This is a genomic window from Croceivirga lutea (genome assembly GCF_014235875.1).
Classification (GTDB): Bacteria; Bacteroidota; Bacteroidia; order Flavobacteriales; family Flavobacteriaceae; genus Croceivirga; species Croceivirga lutea.
Map to the genome: position 1 here is coordinate 363,947 of NZ_JACJUK010000004.1, position 21,525 is coordinate 385,471.

At 36.7% G+C, this 21,525-nt stretch carries 16 protein-coding genes; 3 read left to right on the forward strand and 13 right to left on the reverse strand.

All coding sequences use genetic code 11. From position 1 onward, the window contains the following. Positions 1–12 precede the first annotated feature (12 nt). Positions 13–2,271: a xanthine dehydrogenase family protein molybdopterin-binding subunit gene (locus H5V42_RS09965; RefSeq protein ID WP_185783010.1), complete on the forward strand. Its 2,259-nt coding sequence runs from the start codon at positions 13–15 to the stop codon at positions 2,269–2,271. 218 nt (positions 2,272–2,489) lie between these two features. Here the strand turns inward: H5V42_RS09965 and ppgK are convergent, their stop codons facing one another. The 6 genes from ppgK to H5V42_RS09995 all read right to left on the reverse strand — a co-directional run bounded on the left by ppgK (position 2,490) and on the right by H5V42_RS09995 (position 14,257). Continuing rightward, positions 2,490–3,245: a polyphosphate--glucose phosphotransferase gene (gene ppgK, locus H5V42_RS09970; RefSeq protein WP_185783011.1), complete on the reverse strand. Its 756-nt coding sequence runs from the start codon at positions 3,243–3,245 to the stop codon at positions 2,490–2,492. A gap of 95 nt (positions 3,246–3,340) precedes the next feature. Then, on the reverse strand, positions 3,341–5,083 hold the full coding sequence (locus H5V42_RS09975) for a RagB/SusD family nutrient uptake outer membrane protein (protein ID WP_185783012.1): 1,743 nt from the start codon (positions 5,081–5,083) through the stop codon (positions 3,341–3,343). A 16-nt stretch (positions 5,084–5,099) separates the two neighbouring features. Further along, complete coding sequence (locus H5V42_RS09980; RefSeq protein ID WP_185783013.1) at positions 5,100–8,255, reverse strand: SusC/RagA family TonB-linked outer membrane protein; 3,156 nt, start codon at positions 8,253–8,255, stop codon at positions 5,100–5,102. Between the two features lie 6 nt (positions 8,256–8,261). Next, positions 8,262–9,881, reverse strand: a complete 1,620-nt coding sequence (locus tag H5V42_RS09985) for a glycoside hydrolase family 32 protein (protein WP_229665657.1) — start codon at positions 9,879–9,881, stop codon at positions 8,262–8,264. A 23-nt stretch (positions 9,882–9,904) separates the two neighbouring features. After that, positions 9,905–11,272, reverse strand: coding sequence for a sugar porter family MFS transporter (locus H5V42_RS09990; protein WP_185783014.1), 1,368 nt, complete (start codon positions 11,270–11,272; stop codon positions 9,905–9,907). A 243-nt stretch (positions 11,273–11,515) separates the two neighbouring features. Beyond that, on the reverse strand, positions 11,516–14,257 hold the full coding sequence (locus tag H5V42_RS09995) for a hybrid sensor histidine kinase/response regulator transcription factor (RefSeq protein ID WP_185783015.1): 2,742 nt from the start codon (positions 14,255–14,257) through the stop codon (positions 11,516–11,518). 847 nt (positions 14,258–15,104) lie between these two features. On the opposite strand from H5V42_RS09995, the gene H5V42_RS10000 reads away from it, so the two are divergent. Together H5V42_RS10000 and H5V42_RS15395 are read left to right on the forward strand one after the other, a co-directional pair. Continuing rightward, positions 15,105–16,058, forward strand: coding sequence for an FG-GAP repeat domain-containing protein (locus H5V42_RS10000; protein WP_185783016.1), 954 nt, complete (start codon positions 15,105–15,107; stop codon positions 16,056–16,058). 6 nt (positions 16,059–16,064) lie between these two features. After that, positions 16,065–16,649 carry an FG-GAP repeat domain-containing protein gene (locus tag H5V42_RS15395; protein WP_185783038.1) on the forward strand — a complete coding sequence of 195 codons (585 nt, stop codon included), beginning with the start codon at positions 16,065–16,067 and terminating at the stop codon, positions 16,647–16,649. Between the two features lie 30 nt (positions 16,650–16,679). On the opposite strand, the gene H5V42_RS10010 is transcribed toward H5V42_RS15395, so the two are convergent. The 7 genes from H5V42_RS10010 to H5V42_RS10040 all read right to left on the reverse strand — a co-directional run bounded on the left by H5V42_RS10010 (position 16,680) and on the right by H5V42_RS10040 (position 21,262). After that, positions 16,680–17,159, reverse strand: a complete 480-nt coding sequence (locus H5V42_RS10010) for a cupin domain-containing protein (protein WP_185783017.1) — start codon at positions 17,157–17,159, stop codon at positions 16,680–16,682. A gap of 15 nt (positions 17,160–17,174) precedes the next feature. Then, the gene (locus H5V42_RS10015) at positions 17,175–17,573 is read right to left on the reverse strand and encodes a hypothetical protein (protein WP_185783018.1); all 399 of its coding nucleotides are present in this window, start codon (positions 17,571–17,573) and stop codon (positions 17,175–17,177) included. 258 nt (positions 17,574–17,831) lie between these two features. Further along, the gene (locus H5V42_RS10020; RefSeq protein ID WP_185783019.1) at positions 17,832–18,614 is read right to left on the reverse strand and encodes a DUF1829 domain-containing protein; all 783 of its coding nucleotides are present in this window, start codon (positions 18,612–18,614) and stop codon (positions 17,832–17,834) included. Further along, positions 18,611–19,108: a DUF6978 family protein gene (locus H5V42_RS10025; protein WP_185783020.1), complete on the reverse strand. Its 498-nt coding sequence runs from the start codon at positions 19,106–19,108 to the stop codon at positions 18,611–18,613. Before H5V42_RS10025 ends, H5V42_RS10020 begins: the two co-directional genes overlap by 4 nt. Positions 19,109–19,279: 171 nt before the next feature. After that, complete coding sequence (locus H5V42_RS10030) at positions 19,280–19,747, reverse strand: DUF1905 domain-containing protein (protein WP_185783021.1); 468 nt, start codon at positions 19,745–19,747, stop codon at positions 19,280–19,282. Positions 19,748–19,922: 175 nt separating this feature from the next. After that, the gene (locus tag H5V42_RS10035) at positions 19,923–20,624 is read right to left on the reverse strand and encodes a hypothetical protein (RefSeq protein ID WP_185783022.1); all 702 of its coding nucleotides are present in this window, start codon (positions 20,622–20,624) and stop codon (positions 19,923–19,925) included. 8 nt (positions 20,625–20,632) lie between these two features. Continuing rightward, positions 20,633–21,262, reverse strand: coding sequence for a DUF4303 domain-containing protein (locus H5V42_RS10040; protein ID WP_185783023.1), 630 nt, complete (start codon positions 21,260–21,262; stop codon positions 20,633–20,635). Positions 21,263–21,525: the final 263 nt, after the last annotated feature.

The window sequence follows — 21,525 nt, forward strand, 5'->3', positions numbered from 1 at the left end:
AAAAATTAGGAGATGACAAAGCTAAAGACGCATATGGGACGTAGGGCCTTTATCAAGAATACAAGTTTGGCAAGTGGCGGTTTGGTACTTGGCTTTAGTATTTTAAACTCCTGCAAATCTGAGCAGGCAAAAGAGATGGCGGTTAGGGAAATGCCCAAAGAATGGTTCGAGATGAATTCGTATTTGAAAATTGGGGATAACGGGGTTGTAACCATTTATACGCCCAATCCGGAATTCGGTCAGAATATCAGGACATCTATGCCCATGTTGGTAGCAGAAGAGTTAGATGTAGATTGGAAAAATGTACTGGTTGAACAGGCGCCCTATCATGCGGACAAATATGGATTTCAATTTACGGGGGGCAGTAGGGGAATAAGTGCCCGATGGGAACCGCTTAGAATGGCCGGAGCAACCGCAAGGCAGATGTTGATAGCGGCGGCGGCAGAAACCTGGCAGGTACCCAAGGAAGAGGTTACCGCAGAAGCAGGAGTTTTGCAACATGCAGCCACTAAAAAATCGGCCGGTTACGGAGAAATGGCTTCAGTTGCAGCAACACTTACCGTACCCGAAGAAGTACAACTAAAAGAGGTAAAGGATTTTAAACTGGTCAGCCGTTCGCAAAAAAATGTAGATGCAAAAAGCATTGTAACCGGTAGGCCTTTATTTGGCATGGATATTCAAGAGGAAGGAATGTTGATCGCCATGATCGAACATCCACCAGCTTTTGGTTTGACCTTAAAATCAGTGGATGGTGAAGCGGCCAAAGCTATGCCTGGAATCAAGGATGTGGTTACGATCAAGAGTTTTAAGGACGGATATGAAAAAGGCGGTTTCGACACCAACGCTTTTCCTGAATTGGTTGCGATAGTGGGCAACTCTACTTGGGAGGTGATGCAAGCTAAAAAGAAATTAAAAGTTGAATGGCAACCCATTACCGCCTATTCGGAAACAATCGCTGGGTTTGGTGGAAAACAAACGATTAACATACCCGCAGGACTGGAATCTACCACGACCCATAAATCAAAAATGGAAGCACTTGCTGCAAAACCGGGAAAAGTTGTCCGAAAAGATGGAAATCCAGAAGTAGCCTTCAAAAATGCAACAAAAATTTTGGAAAGAAGTTACTCGGCGCCTTTTCTTGCTCATAATAACATGGAGCCCTTGAATGCTTTTGCCCATGTAGCAGGCGATAAGGCGAAAATTGCAGCACCAATACAGATTCCGTCTTTTATCATCCCTACAATTGCTAGTAGTCTGGGAATACCGAAAGAGAATATTGAGATGGACCTTCCAAGAATGGGCGGTGGTTTTGGCCGCAAGGCCTATGCCCACTTTGTGGTGGAAGCGGCTTTGATTTCACAAAAAGTCAATGCACCTATCAAGTTAGTATATAGCCGTGAAGACGATATGACCAATGGTATTTATCGCCCAACGTATCACGCAACCTATCGCGCGGCTTTTGATGAAAACAATAATTTAACGGCATTACATGTGAAGGCTGGCGGAGTGCCGGAGAGTCCATTGTTCGCCAATCGTTTTCCGGCAGGGGCCATTGATAATTATATGGCAGAAGAGTGGACCATTGATTCCAACATTTCCATAGGTGCCTTTAGAGCTCCACGATCTAATTTTATGGCCGGTGCCGAACAAGCGTTCTTGGATGAAGTTGCTGAAACCATGGGCAAGGACGCCATTCAATTTCGCTTGGACCTGCTAAAACGCGCCAAGGAAAATCCTGTAGGCGAACGGAATGATTATGATGCTGATAGGTACGCCGGAGTCCTGGAATTGGTTCGTGAAAAATCGGCTTGGAAAGAAAATGATGCAACGAAACATCGAGGAGTGTCGGCCTATTTTTGCCATAACTCCTATGCGGCGCATGTACTGGATTTAAAGATGGAGAACGGTAAACCCGTAGTAGAAAAAGTAGTTTGTGCCATTGATTGTGGAGTGGTGGTAAATCCTGATGCAGCAACAAACATGGCCGAGGGAGCCATTACCGATGGTATTGGTAACGCCTTTTATGGGGAATTGACCTTTCAGGATGGGGTGCCACAGAAAAACAATTTCCACCAATATCAAATGATCCGCATGAAAGAGGCACCGAAAGAAATCGACGTACATTTTGTGCAGAATAAAATTGACCCAACAGGTATGGGTGAGCCTCCGTTTCCCCCTGTTTTCGGTGCGGTAGCCAATGCCTTATATAAAGCCACGGGGCAACGGCATTATAGTCAGCCATTTATAACAAAAAAGGAAGTAGTAGGATAATGGGATTATATCACATGTAGAAGAGGGTGACCCTTTAAAAACGGCGATTGTAAGGCGTTCATTTATTTGCGGATTCATATTTAAAAAAATGGTCTTAAGAATTGAACCTTTTACAGGATTTTACCGATTTCCTGGATCTGTTCTTTTTAACGGCCGTTTAAAAGAACAGATGGTGTCCATGTTATGAACTCATAAACACAATTTTAGAATTCTTTGATTTAGTCACTAGAGTTTAATTGATATTCTGCATAAAGTGCTGCACCAATAATACCGGCATCATTTTCAAAATGGGCCACTCGTAAGGGAACATCAACTGACAAATACCTACTAAACTTTTCATATTTCTTACTTAATCCCCCTCCAATGATAAAATGGTCTGGAGATGTTACCCTTTTCAAATGTGTAAGGAAGTAATCAAATCGCCCTGCCCATTCTTTCAATTTCAAACCATCTTTTTTCCTTGCCAGTCCAGAAGCAAAAAATTCAATTGGTTCTCCATTTTTATATAATACACGGCCCATTTCGATATTTGGAATTAAAATACCATTGTAAAAAATTCCTGTGCCCAAACCTGTGCCAATGGTTACCATAATCACTTTACCTTTTAGACATCTGCCAACACCTAATTGCATTTCCGCCAAACCCGCTAAATCGGCATCATTTCCTAAATGGAATTTGGTCTTGGGACATGCGGCCTCAAAGAGTTCATCAACTTGTACACCTACCCAGTCATTGGTCATATTTCCTGCTGTCTTACATTTACCATCAACAACTACCATGGGAAAGCTGCAACCGATAACACCCTTCCAATTTAACCGACTAACTAATTCTTCAACTGTTTTTGCTATTGCTCCGGGAAGTGCGGGCTTCGGAGTCGCAAGCCAGAGTCTTTCTGAAATTAATCTTCCGCTTTCTGTTTCTACTATCGCCCCTTTAATTCCCGAGCCACCGATATCTAATCCTAAGATTTCCATAGTGTCATTTAAAACTTAAAAAAGCACGGGAAAGAAATCCCGTGCCTTTCAAACTAACAAAACTAACTCAACTTATTATACAGTTTTTTGAAAATTTAATATCCTGGATTTTGAACATAAAGACCTCCTGTAAAATCGATTTCCCTCTGTGGTATAGGATAATATTCATCTCTACCTGCTGTAAAATTGGCGTTAGCAAGAAAATCTCTTTTAGTCTTTTCTTCTGCCAAATATGCATTTAGTGTTTCCTCCGCAATTCCCCATCTAACTAAGTCATACCACCTATGCCCTTCCATGGCAAACTCCAATCTTCTTTCGAACATTAATGCCTTCCATGCAAAATCCTTGGTTGGGAAGGAGTTATAAGTTCCAATAGCGTAAATATCTGTTGCACCTGCATCCAACGGTCTTTGTGTACTTGCTGCAGCACGACTCCTGACTTGATTTATGATGGGCAAAGCTTCGTTCCATCGATCTAATTGAATCAAGGCTTCAGCCTTCCAAAGAAGAACATCGGCATACCTGATAAAATCCACATTCTTTGATGTACCTACAAATGGCCCTTCTTTTACATAGCACGAGCAATCAGGAGCTTGTTGCTCTTTCATATTTCCAAAATAACCATAAACACCAGGATCTCTGGCCCAACTGAAATTATAAACCATATCTCCTGATTCACTTACCGTATTTCTGTATTTAAACGGTCTTCCCGGTATTCCCACAGTATGGTCAATCCTTGGGTCAACACTCAAACCACTGTCGGGAGGTGTTGTGCCATTGGCGTCTACATTGGTGAAAATGTCAGTATCGTTGAAGGTATCTAGCAGTGGTAATCCCGCAGCATCAGTCTTAAATGAATTCACCATATTCTGACTGGCCAAATGAAATCCACAGCACCCATAAAGGCCTGTGCCGTGTGGCGAATTTAAACCAGTTACGAAACTAACTCTACCAACGGTTGTACCGTCATTGATAGAAAACTGGGCCGCCCAGATAGATTCCGGTCCATTATCAAAACCATCCAAGAAATTTTCTCCAAAATCCGGTTGTAGACTCCCGGTAACTTCATCAGCGTAATCAATCACCTCTTGTAAACGTGCGGTATTAATATTGGTTACTTGGTGTTGGTCATTCTGCTCATAAGCTTGATATAAACGTAATTTTGCCAAATAAGCTGCAGCTGCATTTCGGTCTGCCCTACCCACTTCATCTTGAGCTTGTGGTAGATTGTCATACGCGAAAAGAAAATCCTCAGCAATCGTATTCCATAACGCATCATTATCCACATCATTTGAAGTTTGAGCAATCTCTTCCTGTGTTAAATTTTCCGTGATATATGGGATTTTCTTAAAAATTAATTTAAGCATAAAATGAGAATGAGCCCTTAGAAAGCGTAATTCTGCCTGTCTAGTAGTTTTTTGAGCATATTCACCATCCGGGATATCATTAATTACAGATAGTGCAAAGTTCGCCCTAGAAATCGCCTTATAATAATCGGTCCACGTTCTAGGTGCCATCCAATCTCCCATATCTGCGATAGTGAGATTATATTGTTCATATTTATCAACAACGTCAACATCACCTCGGCCACCACCACCTTTATAGGCATCGTCCGAACGTACACTACCATAAACCCATTGATGTGTTAATGGTCCAATCATTTCATCATTTGCAATTCCTGCATATGCAGCAATGACCAAAGATTCTGCATTCTCAGCAGTTGCCACGTTTTCACTAGACAAAACACCTTCTGGTTCATATTCCAAATAGTCATCGGAACATGAAGTGAACACTAAGGCTGTGTACATCACTATAACTAATATTTTATTATATTTCATGATTGTCAATTTTTTATTAAAAGTTAATGTTCAAGCCTACGGAATACACGGTAGGTACGGGAATTCTATTTACATCTATTCTTTCAGGATCGGCTCCTATATATCCTTTAGGAGTAAACCAAAATAAATTCTCCCCTTGTAAATAGATTCGAAGTCCGGTCATACCTGCCATCTTACCTAAAATATCAGTTGGCAATGAATATCCTACTTGTAAATTTCTAATTTTAAAATAGGAATTGTTTCTAAAGATATAGTCTGAAGTATCCGTAAAATTGTTCACCAATGATAATGAAGGTATTGTAGAGCTTGTGTTTTGTGGTGTCCATGCGTTTAAGACTCCAAGACCTGCATTATCTCTTCCTTGAACAAAATTGTTCCAAAACATATAGGAATCAACTCCTATACGACCTGCAACTCCTGAACCGAAGACTGAAAAATCGAAATTTTTGTAACCTACATCCAATCGAATACCATACTCCAAATCAGGAAGGGTATTACCAATAAAATCACGGTCATTACTATCGATAACGCCATTATTGTCTACATCCACTATTTTTATACCACCTGGTCTAGCATTACCAGTTTGTACACCTCCTGTGGGATGTGCATCAACATCTGCCTGACTTTGAAACAGTCCGTCTGTACGATAACCGAATATAGCTGTTTGCGACTGTCCAAGGATTGAGTTTTGGGCAGTACCGGGAAATGCTGCTCTAACTTCTTCTGGTAGAAAGGTAATTTCATCCTTGAAGGCACCAAAATTTGTAGAAACCCCTAAAGAAAATCCATTATCCCAAACATTGGAATATCCAACATTAAATTCCCAACCTTTAGCGGCCGTTGCGGCACCGTTCAATACTCGTTGTTGTCCTTCGCCTATAACGGAGGCAATTGGAGGAGTAGTCAAAATATCCGTAGTTTCCCTTGTAAAATAATCGAAGGAACCGCTTATTTTGTTATTTAAAAACCCAAAATCGATACCATAATTCCATTCTTTGGTAGTTTCCCACTTTAAATTAGGGTTAGGTGCTTGAGTAGAAACAAAACCTGATGGTAATGTACCTGTGTTATTACCATTAATGTCATATGCTGTACCAACATTATAGTAAATTTCAAAAAACCCACCGGTCAATTGTGCTTGGTTTTGACCATATCTTGATTCGTATAAACCGAATCTTGCAGTATTACCAATTTCTTGGTTTCCTACTTCTCCATAACCTGCCCTAAGCTTTAAATTGGAAATCAATTCACTATCCTTTAAAAAATCTTCCTGACTAATTCTCCAACCCAAAGTTGCGGCCGGAAAAATACCATATCTATTGTTAGCTCCAAACCTTGAGGAACCGTCTCTACGGATTGTAAAGGATGCCAAGTATTTATCATCAAATGAATAGTTTAATTTCCCAAATTGTGAAGCGAGGCTGTATTGGGTAGATATACCATTATTTGTTCTCGCACCGGTTGCGGCGGAAAGCACAAAATAAGATTCTTGTTCTACTGCAAAATCATCTGCTTGCGCAAAAATAGTATCAAAATCTTCTCTTATAGACTCAATACCCAATAGCGCTCCAAATCTGTGTTTCCCAACTTCTAAATTATAATTCAACGTATTTGAAAAAGTTAATGTTCTCAATTTATTGGTGTCAAAAATTAACCTGTTATTACTTCGAGTAACAAAACCGTTAAATACTTTTGGCTCTATATTTTTCCTTTTGAAGTCGCTGAAATCTATGCCTAAACTAGAGCGAAATTTTAGGTTATCAAGAATACTTATCTCAGCAAAAACATTTCCAAAGAAGTTGTTTTTAGTAGCATTGTCCCATCTGTTCAAATATTGCATCAATAACGGATTGTTCCTATCTGAATACCCCGCTCCCAAAGGCCCAGCAAATTCACCATTCGCATCATATACAGGAATTGTTGGTGCCAAGGTAATAGACAAACCTGTAGTGGGTGCACCACCAACATCACTTGCAACCAAGGTTTCATTGGATGTTGAAATTTGAGTATTAACACCAAATTTCACCCTGTCGTTGAAAAGGTTAGTGGTACCATTAATTTTTGCAGTATATCTATCATAACCAGTATACTTTAACATACCAGTATTCTTTAGATAGCCTAGATTTATCAATAAAGAGGATTTTTCCGAACCCGCAGAAACGGTAACTTCGTTATTGAAAACATATCCTGTTTCATAAACTTCGTCTTGCCAATCCGTATTACCCGCCGGTACATCTGGGTTCCCACCAACAAAAGGCTGAACAGCTACACCGTTAAGAACTGGATTAGTAAAATCATTGTTCCAATCAAAATTGTATATTTCACCATAGCCCGCATTTGGATCTGCGCCATCATTTACGGATGCTCTCCACAAAGCTTCACCGCGTTGCTGGGAATTTAACATTTCATAGCGTTGTTTACGCTCTGATTGTACAGATAGATTGGAATTGATACTAACCGTAAGACGTTCTCCTTTAAGACCTCCTTTTGTACTTACAACGATAACCCCATTTGCAGCCCTTGACCCATATATTGAAGAGGCGGAAGCATCTTTCAACACTTGAATGGATTCAATTGTAGCAGGATTTAAACTTGCGAATACCTCTTGCCTTTTTGTGGGCACACCATCTATGATGTAAAGCGGGTCATTATTCCCTAAAGTGGTTAGTCCCCGTATAAGTATTCTACTGTTCAGCCCCGTAGGATCACCGGATTTTTCTATAAAAAGACCACCGACTCGTCCTTGTAAGGCCTGCATGGCATTACCAGAACTTAAACTTTGACCTTCTATTGGGGCAATATCCACTACGGTTACAGCTCCTGTCAAATCTACCTTACGTTCGGTGGAATATCCTGTCAATACGACTTCATCAAGCTGTTGTGCATCCTCTTGTAGCGCAGCATTTATCTGTGATTGGCCGTTCACGGGAACTTCAATGGTGGTAAATCCAATATAGCTAAATACAAGGGTGGCATCACCAGCTACATCGTTCAATTTATAATTACCATCAAAGTCAGTGGTGGTACCAGTTGTTGTTCCTTTAATAATTACCGAAGTTCCAGGTAGAGGAAAACCATCATCGGAGGAGGTGACCGTACCTGTAATTTGTCCCTGGGCCAATAGACCTATAGGAACAATTACCATTAATAATAGCAAGAGTTTTAATTTCATAATTGTTTAGTTTAAGTTAAATTTAAGTTGATGTATTTCTATGTAATCGAGTTTGGATTCTTCTAATGGAGCTTCAAAATAAAGACTGTCGAATGGGGCTTTTGGAAAGAATATTTCTGTCATTACGGTTTGGCCGTCATCAAAAAATAATTCTATGGAAGTTTTGTCAAGGACTATTGTTCCTGTCCAATCCTTTTGAGTAGCGATTTTTGGGGCTGTAGCAATCCTGTCACTGAATTTGTTAGAAAAATCAGTAATTCCTGCCTTATTTCTATCCACAAAATAATTACCCTTTGTGGCATCATAACCGAAACGTAAACTATCGCCTTCACTGTTGGAAAGTTCAAAAGTATAAACGCCATCAACTAAATCTTCAACCTTAAAATTAATTTGGGCACTTGTAAAATCGATTGCCTTAGAAGTGGTCAGCAGGGTATTTCCTTCCAATACAACATCTAAACTTTCAAGCTTTTTGCTTTTAAACTCATGTAATTCAGGTACAGGATTCGCTATAAGACGGTATGTATTTTTACCTTTAACTAATTCTAATGTTCTTGCCGTAGTTGTGGCACTACGCCATTTTTCAGTGGGCACCTCATTGGCATATAGCCAATTAGACATCCATCCCATAAACAGCTTGCCGCCATCTTTGTTTTCAATATTTGAAAAAGTAACGCCTGCGTAATTATCTCGGCCATGGTCTACCCAAAAACTATGTTCCCTTTTCATTTCTTCTTTAAATGATTCATCAACAATAAAATTTGAACCATTAAAATCACCCACAAAATATTGGGTTGCAGAGCCTGTATTAGGGCCGCCAGGATTTATACTTACCAACAAGACCCATTTTTTTTCTGAACTGCCAATAACCGGTAATTGAAATAGATCTGGACATTCCCAAACGCCGCTATGATTTCCTATTCCTTCCCCAAAACTTGTAAGTTTCTCCCAAGATTTTAGGTCTTTGGAAATGTAGAATTGAATTTCTTGGCCCGCAGCTACAACCATGTTCCATCTTTTCCTCTCATCATCCCAACTAACTTTTGGATCCCTAAAATCTCTAACGCCTGGATTTTTCAAAACCGGATTACCCTCATATTTTGTCCATGTAAGACCTTCGTCCAAGGAATAGGCAATACTTTGATTTTCCACATCTATGTCACCCGTCTTTTCCTTTTTGGGATCATGACTGGTATAGATTGCCACTATAGGCGTTTTGCCATCGACACCAAAACTTGACGTATTTTCAATATCTACCACAGCACTACCAGAAAATATATAGCCTAGTTCATCTGGGAACAAAGCGATAGGTTGCTCTTTCCAATTAAACAAATCCGTACTAATGGCATGCCCCCAATGCATTGGCCCCCAAGTGGTACCATCTGGATAGTGTTGAAAATAGAGATGGTAATATCCATTATAATAGAACATACCATTGGGGTCGTTCATCCATCCTTTCTCGGGCGAAAAATGAAAGTTTGGGCGGTAGAGGTCTTCATTGGAAATGGCAACAGTATCTTGTCCATTTTGAACCTGATCAGCTTTCTTGTCGGTTGTATTTTTGCAAGAAAAGACCATTGCGAAAATTCCTATTGTCATCACGAACTTGTATATCTTATTTTTCATATTTGTTGGTTCTTTACAATACTTCAGTTTAATTTTTGTTCATCAAGACCTATAAGATCATCGGTTGTATTCTTTCTTCCTTTTGTTAGTGTTTTACTAAGTTCCTCTAGCGAGATACCTTTGGTTTCTGGCATTACGAAAATCACAAAGAGCAATTGTAGGAACATCATAAAGGCAAAAAAAGCAAATACGGTACCCGCTCCGATCGAGGTAAACAACACGGGAACTAACGAGGGTATGATAGCGGCTAAAATCCAATGCACCGAACTACCGAACGATTGACCGGACCCTCTTAAATGATTCGGGAAAATCTCTGAAATAAATACCCAAATCACGGTGCCTTGGCCTATTGCATGTGCAGCAATAAAAAGGAAAAGAAAAATGGGCACGGCCATACCTTCCCAATTCAGGAAGAATGCACAGGCCACCAAAGTCAAAGAGATGATATAGCCAATAGAACCTGCGTACATCAATTGTTTTCTTCCTAGCCTGTCAATGAGGAATACCCCTAAAAGAGTAAAAATCATATTGGTCACCCCTATTCCTATACTGCTTAAAAGAGCAGTGCTCTCACCAAGGCCAGCTTCTTCGAAAATTCTTGGCGCATAGTACAAAAAGGCATTTATGCCTGACAATTGATTGAAAAAGGCGATGAAAAAAGCCAATAATAAAGGGAATCGGTATTTCTTAATAAAAATATTCTCTCTCGAAACAGTATTCTCACTTTCGGTCTTTAGTTCTAACATCAGTACCTCAGGATCCTGATCAGGATTGATTAATTGCAACACTTTTTTTGCCTCTTCGTTCCGCATTTTGGTCAACAACCACCTAGGGCTTTTTGGAACGCTCAATACGAAGACTGTATAAATAATTGCAGGTATGGCTTCAACACCCACCATCCATCGCCACGCGTTTTCACCTATACCATTTAATAGATAATTGGAAAAGAAGGCAATCAAAATTCCGAACACGATATTAAATTGATAAAGGGCCACTAATTTTCCCCTGTCCTTGGCAGGTGCTATTTCAGATATATAGGCAGGAGCAGCAATGGTAGATGCACCAACCCCCAGCCCACCTATAAATCTAAAAATGGCGAATGTGATCGGATCATTGGCAAATGCAGAACCAAGAGCGGATATAGTATAAAGTATTCCTATCCATAATAATGTTTTCTTCCTGCCTATCTTGTTCGTGGGAATTCCGCCTAAAATTGCACCTACTACAGTACCCCATAATGCCATCGCCATAACTATAGTACCATGAAAAACATCTGATGAACCCCACAAGGCCTGCAACTTTTTATCTACTCCAGAGATAACTACCGTATCAAATCCGAACAGGAAACCTGCCAATGCTGCGGTAATAGACCAAACCCATATTTTTTTCATAATCGTAATTCTCTAGTATAATTACTAAAGTATTCGTAAAAAACAAGAGGGTATTTTGATGATGTATCAATATGTTATGTTTTTGTTAAGGTGCATGTTTAAAATGATAAGTGCTTGATAAACAGCACTTAAAAATAGAATTTTAACATGGGCTTAAACGCACTAACTACACTCATGTTACATGAAATTTAAAATTGATACATTCAAAAGGGACTACGAGGTAAGGATAGTATGAAATGTAAACTAGATAGATTTCCGAAACGCTATGGGAGAGGTGCCGTATTTGTTTTTGAAGGCGGTTGAGAAGTAATTTGGAGAAGAAAATCCGTTGGTATATGCAATTTCGGCTACCGTTAATGAGCCAGTCTCGAGCATCACTTTGGCTTTTTCCAATCTGATGTTACCAATATAATCACTTATACTAATTCCCATCATCGCCTTTACTTTTCTGTATAGTTGCACCCTTGAGATAGTAAGGTCTTCTGCTAGGTTTTCAACCGAATAGTCAGAATTTCCCAAATTTTCATTGATAAGGGAATTCAATTGGTTGATAAATTTTTGTTCTATATTGCCAAAGGTATTTAGTTCTTCAATTTTATGTATGTTACTGGTATAGTAATACCGAAGTTTCTGTCGATTATAAAGCAAAGATTTGATTGACTGAACCAAAATAGAATAGCTGAAGGGTTTGGTCAGATACAAATCTGCTCCTGATTGAAGTCCTTTGATGTAAGATTCCTTATTGCCCAAAGCGGTAAGTATTATTGTTGGTATGTGGGAGGTTCGTAAGTCCCTTTTTAGAATTTCACAGATTTCGAAACCATCTTTATCCGGCAGATTGATATCGCAGAGTATAATATCAGGGACAGCTTCAAAGGCTTTCTCAAGGGCATCCGTGCCATCGGATAGATGGATATCATACTCCAATTGTAATTTGTTTTTGAGAAACTGTGATAAATCCTTGTTATCCTCTATAATTAATACGGAATATTTTTCTTGGTTTTTTCCCGGATCTTGTATTAAGTAATTATCGTCAATCAAATGGTCATAAGAAAAATCGATAATATTGGAATCGACCAAATCTTGTTCTGAAATAATCTCCGTTTCATCAAAGTGTGCCTGACCTTTGTATAGGGATATAATGAACTCTGTGCCATGAAGGGAATTCACTTGAATGGTACCTTTGTGCATCTCCACAAATTCCTTGCTTAAATGAAGACCTATTCCAGAACTGTTCTTTCTGTTGTTCGAACCTTTGAAAAATGCTTGAAATACTCCATCAATTTCGTTCGGAGGGATTCCAATGCCTGAATCTCTAAATCGGATGACAACCATGTTTTTTTTATCATCGTCCTCAATATGAATTCCAATCGTTCCATTATCAGGAGTGAACTTAAAGGCATTGGAAAGTAGGTTAAAATATACTTTGTCCATTAAATTCCTATCTATGAAAACATCCAACGCTTCATTATTGGAAGTCAATTTGAAATCTATATTACTTTTCTTCGCTTCTCGTTCAAAATCTTTAAAAATGATTTTTGAAAAACTGTATAAATTGGTTTTGGACGCTTTTAGATTGAACTTACGGTCTTCAATTTTCCTAAAATCAAGTAATTGATTGATCAATCTCAACAGTCGATTAGAGTTGTTGTGTATCAGCTCCAATTCGTTACGCATTTTTGAGCCTTTCTCCTTGACAAAGTCGCTCATGGATTCAACAGAACTTAAAATCAAAGTAATGGGAGTTTTAAATTCATGGGAAAGACCTGTAAAGAAATTAAGTTTCGCCTCATTACTTATTTTTACTTCCTTCGCGATTTTCTCGATTTGATTCCGCTGTACGGTAACCTTATCGTTCGTCAATACCAATTGCTTATTTTTCTTTCGAATTGCAAAAATGGAATATACACTATATACAGCAAGGCTTAAGATAATTGCCAACAACGCCATTGTAATTTTAAGAAGGTTATTTTGCGAATAATAGAGTTCTTCTTGTTTTTTTATTGCTGCCAATTGTTCTTCCATTTGATCTTGCTGTTCATTTATCTTTTCAAATTGGTTGTTCATAATATCCGCGTTCAACTCATTGATAATAGTCGTTGAGAGGATGTTATTCTTTGGTATAGCTTCTTTGTTAAAGATTTTCAAAGCCAATTTAATAGCTTCATCACCCCCGGTAGGGTAGAGAACCGTTGCCTTCAAAACTCCATCTTTTACAGCCTGAATTCCCCCATTGGTTCCGGCAAGACCATCAACTCCAATAAAACTGATTTCATTTTCTATTCCCAACTCGTGAGCGACCTCCCATGCGCCTACCGCCATTCTGTCGTTGTGGGCAAACACATAATCCACTTTAATATCATCATTTAATAGTTGTCTAAACTTGTTTTGAATAGACTCTTTTTCCCAGTTCCCTTCAATCGTTGCTGTAATCTGTGCCTTCTCAAACTGATCTATTATTTGATTAAAGCCCATGCCTCTTTCCTTGGCAGGAGAAGATCCGGCCAGACCTTTTATTTCAATAATTCTAATGGAGTCTTTAATATTAGATGCAATGATTTCCTTTGCCGCGTTTCTTCCAACCTCAATATTATCTGCACCCAAATAGGCAGTATATTGCTGGCTTTCTGTTTTTCTATCAACTACCAAAACAGGAATACCGGCGTAGAGTGCCTTTTGTACTACCGAAGTAACGGGCTTTGATTGGATCGGGGAAACGATCAACACATCAAGGCTGTCGGCAATAAGGCTTTCTATCTGCTCAATTTGAGTTGCTACTTCGTAATTGGCGTCTTTAATGATCAAATCGATTTTAGGATTCAAAGAGGCTTGTAACCTCATTGAGTTATTCATGGAACGTCTCCAATTATCGTTGGACATGGCCTGTGAAAAACCGATGCGGATTTTACCTTCGTCTTTTTCCCCTGTGCAAGAAAGAAAAAACAAAGCAAGTAAAATACATAATGCGAGATAAAACGATTTCATGAGTATATTCTCCTAAATGTAAACTTAATGAAAATTGAGATTAACTAACACCATCCAATTAATCCTATAAAACTAACATTGAAAAATAATCAATCTAAACCATACACAAACAAACCATAAAAGCACTTTTATTTCCTAAAAAAATATGAGTTTAATAAAATTTAACTTGAACCCCATTATTTTGAAAATGATAAATAATATCTTTATGGTATCAGAAAGTAAGTCATCTTACTCTAAGTTCATTTAAAATACCGTCAACAAATCGGTCAACAGTTAAGTTTTTGAATTCGTAACTAATTGATATAAGAACATTTATTGGGTAAGGTTCAAATCCTGTCATCCCGACGAATAAAACAAAAAAAGTTCTCTAAGAAAATTAACTTTCTAAGAGAACTTTTTTTGTTTCATAACTACTCAACGCAAAAATGTAATTCTTAGTTGTTAAGAAAATTAATACGGCATCCGCTTTCTATTGCAGAAAGCCCAATGATTCATCAATAAGAAATAATACATATAATTATTTAATTATTTTCAATAATTTAAAAGAAAAAAATTAGCATTTTTTAGTAATCAATTTCAAATCTTATTGGCTTTAACATGACTATTGCACTTCTTTAATTTATTGTTTTGCAAATAAAACAGCACAGGTCTTAAAAGGGGAGTAAAAGAGTTTAGTTTATAGTATGTTTCCCAAGTTGACACAAAATACACGCATGAATTGACACTTCTAAAATAGTAGTTAATACAATTAAAGCGGAAACAATAAAAAATTGTTTTTGATGATGTAAAAATTCTAATATTGGTAGTAAAATCAACAGCGGAGATTACGAATTTTAAAATAAAAATTTTGGAAAAGGCTTTAAAAAGTATTTTTATACTATTTATCATAGTTTGTTTTAGTTGTAAATCAGACAAAACAGAACTTATTGTAGCCAATGAGGTTATTCAAACAGAAGGCGAAGAATTGGCAAAAATACATTGTGTTCGATGTCATTCATTTCCAGAACCTAGTGTTATGCCCAAACGCTATTGGAAAGAAGTGCTTCCTTATATGGGTTTTCATTTAGGAAAAGCACCTAAAGGTAAAACGCTAAGTGATTTTAAAAATGAGGTGGTAAAAAAACGTTTAGATGAATCTGGGTTATTTCCTTCAGAAGCCATGATTTCTGATTATGAATGGCAATCCATTATTGATTATTACGATAAAAATTCTCCTGAGAATCTTCCTGTTGAACAAGAGCTTTCACTATATCCTGAAACTGATGTTTTTGAACATGAAGTTTTACCGTGGAAAACTTTTGGGGGTGGACTTACCTACCTAAATTATAGTAATAATAGTTATCAAGTAGGATTTAATACAGATAAAGGAGCTTCGTACTATGGTAAAATTCATTCATCTGGTACCCCACTAAAAAGCTATCAATTAAATTATCCGTTAGTTGATGTTACATCTAAAGATGGGGTAGAATTGTTGCTAAGCATGGGTCGTATGTACAATGTAGATGAACCTACAGGAAGTATATCGCTACTAAAGGATAGTCCAAAACCGTTTATAGATAACTTGCAAAGACCAGTAGATTTTGTTTTAGATGATTTTAATAACGATGGCATTGCTGATTTTTTGGTTTCTGAGTTTGGCAAATACCTTGGAGGAATAAATGTGTATACCAATAATGGTCAGCTTGTAAAAACTAATCTACATCCAAAATCAGGAGCCGTAGATTTTGTAATAAGAGACATTAATAACGATGGTTTAAAAGATTTTTACGTGCTGATTGCCCAAGAAGATGAAAGCATTTAACTTTTTATAAATAAAGGTGATTTTAAATTTGAAAAGCGTCAATTAGTATCGTTACCATCTTATTATGGAACAACGCACTTTGAATTATTAGATTTTGATAACGATGGTGACGAAGATATTATTTGTTCTAGTGGTGATAGTGAAGACTTTACTAGCGCACTAAAACCATATCATGGGATTCGAATTTTTGAAAACACGGGAAACCATAAATACAATCAAGTTTGGTTTCATAGACAAGAAGGGGCTTACGGTACAGCTTGTGCTGATTATGACAATGATGGTGACATAGACATTGCATCCATAGGCTACTATGCATCACTCAAAAATAAAGATAAGGAAGCATTTATTTATTTTGAAAACATAAGTTCTTCGGACGATAAGTTAGAATTTAAAGCGTACGCTCCATTAATAAGCAATGAAAACTGCTTTATGCTTATAAAATCTAAAGACATCGATAATGATGGGGACTTGGATATACTGTTAGGAAGTAATTCTCGCATTTTCTCTGGAAGAAGCAGAAAAGGTTCGCTAAATAATAATTGGCAAAAAAAAGGTGGTATAATTACTATTCTGAGAAATACTACCAAATAAACTTAAGCGCTTTTATTATCTTATTTTTGGTTATGATTTGTTTTTTAGCTTTTCGGCGACCTCATCGTAATATTCCTGTGTCACCACTTCCGTCCAAGTAGTTGGTTGGCCGCCACCATATAAGGCTAAATAGGTTACATCACTAGTTTTGGTTGATGAATGCCAGTGTTCAGTATCTTTTTCACATCTAATAATGTCTCCTGTTTTTAGAATCACAGGTTCTCTTCCTCTCTCCTGGTAATATGCTTCACCTTCGACAACAATTAATACCTGGGCAGAACTATGTTTATGCCAGTCTAAGGTTGAGTTGGCCTTAAAAGTTGCCTTTGTGATATTATAGCCCAATTCACTGTCATCGTGAATAATTCGGTTTAGCCAAGCTTCGCCTATGTAATGTGTATTTGGTGCTTTGGTGCCCTCTGTAAGATAAGAGGAAAGGTTATATACAGTATCTTGAGAGAATGCCCAGGTCGTGGCGAACATAAATATTGCGGTAATTAATTTTTTCATTCTGTATTTCTTTTTTTATTCTAAATCTTCATCATAAATTTTATATTCATATCTAAAACCTCTTTTGTAGGGTTCGCTCGATAACCAGTATTCATTTATATTGTAAATATTTTTGCCAGAACTATTAGGTTTATAAACCTTTAGGATTTGTTCAGCACTATTTTTAACTACAACAGAATCATATTCAACAAGAGAAGGTTCTAGAAAATCATTACCAACATCAAAGACTTCTTGAAAAACCGCGGTTTCATCAGTCGGAATTTCTAACATTTTGTTCAAGTTTTGGTCAAACGATATAAATTCTAGGATTAAATCTTGTGTAGTTAGATTATCAATGTTAGCTACCATGTCAGCTACTGGGTCACAACTGCAAAATAGCACTGTTATTAAAAATACGCCGATAAAATTTTTCATAATTGCTTTTTGCTTGTAGATGATGATTTCATTGAATGGTTGCATTCAACTGTTCGCCAACGGTATTGGCTATGAACAGTACGGGAGCAAAATAGCGTTTGCTTTCCGCCACACACATAGCGAAATCTCTTGGTTTTGTTTTTTCTTTTTTTGTGTCAAAGCGAAATCCCAAAGATTTCGCGACCTCATAAAAATACGCAAACCTTTCGTTTAAGCCAGAAGCCCGTATTGTTTATAGGTTGTGTTGAAAGTAGTATTTTACGCAACCAAAAGTTCCGTGCTAGGTTTTGCGTCTCGTTCAGACCACAAAATATAATTCGCATTTTTAGATTTCAAAGCATCAAGAAATTCGTTCTTGACAACTTTTTCTTCATCGTTAATGATGGCAATAGCACTAACATCCTTTTTTGTAGATTTTTCACGAACAGGCTTTATATCTTCCCAAGAAAATAGAAAAGTTGAAAGATTCTGCTTATTAACGGTATTAAATGACTTAATTACGATTTCCTTATTTTTTTGGGCAATTTGAAAATCAAAATTAAATTCTAGTCCAGTTGCACCTTTAGAAATAAAGTCAGGGGTATAAATAATGTCTTTAGAGTCAAGATAACTTCTAACGTCCTCTTTGAAAATGGATGCAACATTGTTTTTTGATAAAACGTAAAGGTCATTTATCTCTATTATTGCTTGTAAAAAATTATGCTTGGATTGCGAAAAACTCTCCAAATTTGTTTCCACTACAATTTCATTATTTACACAACTTAAACCATAGCTTAGAAGAATTGAATCTAATAAATCCCTTCTTTTTTTTGAACCTTGAATATGAAGACCTTGTAATTCTAAATTGCTCATTGTTTCTCCGTTATCACTAAGAGTCAATTGGTCCCCTTGCTTTCGGGCATATATTTCTATTGAGTCATTAAAAGCACCAATGAAAGGAGTATTTATCAGAAACCAATCCGTTGTAGAGCCTTGCTGGATAAAAGTTTTTTCTCTTAACCACTTATAGTAATCATCTACATATGTGTTTACCCAATTCACAGTATTGCTTGTTGAATGTTAATTTGAGATTTAAGGTTTATTAGTCCTGCAAAATTAGTTATTAAATCAGACAAGTCTGATGCATCATTTATTTCTTTAATTGGAAAATCAATATCGGCTAAGGGAATAGCCCAAGCAAGTGGTTTATACCCTTCAACGAATACATGCATATGATGGTCATTTGGTTCAAACCATTTTCCGGCATAGGGTTTTAAGTATTCAGGTAAAGTATCTTTTATTCCCGATGGATTCTGATGTGTTCCTTTGAAATCTATTCGTAAAAGTCCCACATAAGTGTTGCTTTCAAGATGATGAATTGATGTTTTTAAAATAATTTTTTGGTTAGAAGTCATTTCTACCCAAAAGTTTCTTTCAGAATCTTGATGTGAAATTAATTCCAACCGATTCTTTTTATCTTTTAAGTCAATTATCTGGTGCGGGTCAGCTAAGACTTTTTCCAGCTTCATTAGATATTCTGCTTCTTGGTTGGTCAATTTTTCTTTTTTTAATATTACTTACAACGTGATTGTGTATGATTTCGTTGCGTGTTTAAGCACTAAATTTAGCAAATAAACACAGATAGAAAGTCCGCGAGGATTTTCGTAAGTAGGCTAAAACCAGCAATAAATTATATACGGTGTTGGCAGTAGTGTTTTTCCACTCACTTATCTCCGTTTACTTTCAAGGTTTTCAATTGCCTTGATTATTTTTTCCGCTTTTTGGTCGTCCGTGGCAACAGTCCAGATTTCATTTAGAATTTCTGTCTGTTCTATTTTCTCCAGCCGTTCAAAAATTTGCAAAACTTGTGCATCTTTAAAGCATTCCAAAATTTCAGAATTGTCATTCGTTCCAGTTTGATTTTCGAGATATAATGTCACGATTACAGTATCTCCACCATCTTTGTTTATTGCGTTTCTAATTTCCGAATTAACAGACATTTTTTTGTCCGAATTTTTTACTGGTCCTAAATTCTTATTCTTTATTTCATAACCATCTATTGTCCCAGACACTTTTAAATCGCCCCATTTTCCTTTGATATTTTTTGTGTTGGGGATTATCAATTGATAAGTCCAAGCTCCATTTCCTGGAATATATTGAAGGGTCAATTTTTCATTCTCAACAATGTAATTCATTTGTTTTTTAATCTTTCAATGGTCTTTAAATTTCGATTGTGTTCGTTTTGTTTACATTACTGCCAACGGTTCGTATAACCGCAGTTACGGGTTAATATGCGTTAATTGTCCGTTTAGCACAGGCTTCAGCAATTCCGGGTGGCTTCGGACGTAGTCTTATCCGCCATAATTGCTATTATACATCATTGTGGCTAGTTATTATAAATTCCAAGTGTTTTATTGAATTCCATAATTTTTCTGGTTCACATGTAAATTCTTGGATGTTAAAAATTATTAGTCCAGAATCTCTTTTACTTGCCCAAATAAAATCTTTAAAATTGTCATTTGTTTTAATTTTCTCCAGCGCCGATACATTATTTTTCAAATCAAGTATTGCAATAGTTGGATAAGTCACTCCAGTAATTTCGTCTAGAGTATTATTTTCAAGTAAACCAACTGTACTAATTTTGGTTTGTGAAAAATCACAATTAATTAATTTATTTTCAAAGCGCAATTCAAAACGTCCTTTAAATGAACAATTTTTAAATTTTGGATTCCAATTTCCGCCAATTTGTTTTGTATGCGCCCAAATAAGACAATTTTCAAATGTGCATTTGTTTGTCAAGACATAGGTGTACTTGGCAGAGCAACGAATTTTTATTTCACAATCTATAAAATGACATTCTAAAAATGAACCTACGAATTCCTTTGCATCTATCTCAACAATCTTATTGACGATTTTTTCTCGATGTCTTTTGTGAATTGGGAATCCGTGAGCTTCACTATTTGGTAACAAATGTTCTTTCAAATTCGTTTTCTTCTTTATATTCTTCGAATACTCATTGTTATCGGACTTGCCATTTTTTCTGTTTCCAATTATTTTATTTAGTAATCCCATAGTATGCTTTAGTGAAATTCATACTCGAATTCTTCAATTACGTCTTGTGAGTTCAATTCTTTTACTGATTTGTATATAATTTCTGATTCAGAATCTGAAATCCAAATAACAAGAAATGGATTGTTTTTTTCAAGATTAAATAACCCCTCATTTTTTAATTCTTTTAGGACAGACAAAATTGTGCCCTGAAACTTATTAATTAATTTCATTTCAGCTTTTGGGTTAGAGCTATTAGATTTTTCATTATAAACAGCTTCAAATTCCGAATAAAGACTTTTGATTATTGGGGTTATTGATTCTAAAGACTTATTGTCATAGTGTTCCCATTCGTCTACGCTATACTTGTAATAGATTTCATCTTCTTTTATGTCTGAAATGTTATTGTAAGCTATGATTAAATGCATATTAATTACTGACCCATTTCCATTATTATATGGTTCGCCAGGAAGTATAGAATATCCATAAAAGTCAGGATATTTAGATTTAATAAATTCCACATTATTTGCAATTGCTACTTTCAATTCCGATTTAAATCGATTCCAATTACCTGAATTCCAAAAATCATTCTGGTTACTTCCTTTTTTACAAGAAATGAAACTTAAAAATCCCGCCATAACAAGTAATAATATCGATTTCATTTTAATGTGCTTCTACGGTCTTGGCTATGGTTTCGTTACGGAATGGTACGCGAGTATCATTCCGCCGTAACCATAAATTTAGTAAAAAGGCTCGAAATTCCGATTAGGAATTTCAGCCGTAATGAACTATAGCCGTCTTAAGTTTGTTTCTGATTAGATTGTATTTATAAATCAGAAAGAACAAAAGAGAGGATTAAGGCCAATATAGCCATAGGAAGTAATGATTCCGTCAACATTGATGGCCCCCTCTCTTTTCCATCCAA